At 70.6% G+C, this 2,002-nt stretch carries 1 protein-coding gene; it reads left to right on the plus strand.

Features of this window, described 5'->3' with window-relative positions:
* Positions 1–2,002, plus strand: a 2,002-nt coding sequence (locus tag AB0C16_RS39925; RefSeq protein ID WP_357691339.1) for a beta-ketoacyl synthase N-terminal-like domain-containing protein, incomplete at both ends; no start/stop codon positions are given.

The following is a 2,002-nucleotide window of genomic DNA, read 5'->3' on the forward strand; positions in this document are numbered from 1 at the left end:
TGGTTTGGATTTGTCGGCGTTTGTGTTGTTTTCGTCTGCTGGTGGGTTGGTGTTGGCGGCGGGGCAGGGCAATTATGCGGCGGCGAATGTGTTTTTGGATGCGTTGGCGGTGCATCGGGCTGGGTTGGGCCTGCCCGCCACCTCCCTCGCCTACGGCATGTGGGCGGTCACGGCCGATGACGGCGAGAGGAAGCGCATGGCACGTCTGGGCATGCCCGCGATGCCGGCCGAGGAGGGGCTGGCACTGTTCGACGCGGCGTTAGCCGTACCAGATGAGCCTGTTCTGGTGCCGCTGCCGATCGACCTGGCCGCGCTGCGCGCTCGCGTCGACGAGGTGCCCGCCCTGCTCAAAGGCCTCGTGCGCAGGCCTGCGCGGCCCGCGGCGCAGGCCGCCGGTGATGACGCGCGCGGCGGCGCGCTCAGGCAGCGGCTCGCGGGCATGTCCGAGGGTGAGCGTGACCGGCATCTCCTGGCGGTGGTGCGCACGCACGTCGCGTCGGTACTCGGCCATGCGGGCGCGGAAGCCGTCGGTGCGGATCGGCCCTTCAAGGACCTCGGCTTCGACTCGCTCGCCGGCGTGGAGCTGCGTAACCTCCTCGGGTCGGCGACAGGCCTGCCGTTGCCGGCCACCTTGGTCTTCGACTACCCGAACCCCCGCGCGATCGCCGACCATCTCAAGACCCACTTCGGCGCCGCTCCTGAGGTGGCCGTCGCCGTGCGGGCCCCAGCGGCGACCGGCGAGCCCATCGCGATTGTGGGGATCAGCTGCCGCTATCCCGGCGGCGTGCGTACGCCGGAGGACCTGTGGCGGCTGGTGGCCGACGGCAGGGACGTGATCTCCGGCTTCCCGGCCGATCGCGGCTGGAAGCAGGACCTCTACGACCCCGAGCCGGGACGGCCAGGCCGTACATATGTCAAAGAGGGTGGGTTCCTCTACGACGCCGCGGAGTTCGATCCCGAGTTCTTCGGCATCATGCCGCGCGAGGCGCTGGCGATGGATCCGCAGCAGCGCCTGCTGCTGGAGACCTCCTGGGAGGCGTTCGAGCGGGCCGGCATCGATCCGATATCGATGCGCGGCAGCCAGACCGGGGTCTACGTCGGAGTGATGTACCACGAGTACGGCAGCAGACTGCCGTACGTTCCCCCGGAGCTGGCCGACTATGTCGGCAACGGCAGCGCCGCCAGCGTCGCCTCGGGGCGCGTCGCCTACACCCTCGGGCTGGAGGGGCCCGCGGTCACCGTCGACACCGCCTGCTCGTCCTCGCTCGTGACGCTGCACACGGCCTGCCAGGCGTTGCGTCAGGGCGAGGTCACCATGGCGCTGGCCGGCGGCGTGACGGTCATGCCGACGCTCGACGTCTTCGTGGACTTCAGCCAGCAGCGGGGCCTGGCCCCCGATGGCCGCAGCAAGGCGTTCGCGGCCGCGGCCGATGGCACGAGCTGGAGCGAGGGCGCCGGGATCCTCCTGCTGGAACGCTTGTCGGACGCTCAGGCGAACGGGCATCCGATCCTGGCTGTCATCCGCGGCTCGGCCGTCAACCAGGACGGTGCCAGCAATGGGCTGACCGCGCCCAACGGTCCCGCGCAGGAGCGGGTGATTCGCCGGGCGCTGGCGGTGGCCGGGCTCTCGGCAGGGGAGGTGGATGCCGTCGAGGGACACGGCACGGGCACCACCTTGGGTGATCCCATCGAGGCGCAGGCCCTGCTGGCGACCTACGGGCAGGAGCGAACCTCAGACCAGCCGCTGTGGCTGGGCTCGCTGAAATCGAACCTGGGCCACGCCCAGGCGGCCGCGGGAGTCGGCGGTGTGATCAAGATGGTGATGGCGATGCGCCATGGCCTGCTGCCCAAGACTCTGCACGTGGACGAGCCGACACCGCACGTCGACTGGGGCAGCGGCCATGTCAGGCTCCTGGCCGAGCCGGTGGAGTGGCGGGCCGTCGGCCGGCCGCGCCGTGCCGGGGTGTCGTCCTTCGGTATCTCGGGCACCAACGCTCACCTC

Origin of the sequence: Nonomuraea sp. NPDC048916, assembly GCF_040649575.1 — a bacterium.
Lineage (GTDB): Bacteria > Actinomycetota > Actinomycetes > Streptosporangiales > Streptosporangiaceae > Nonomuraea.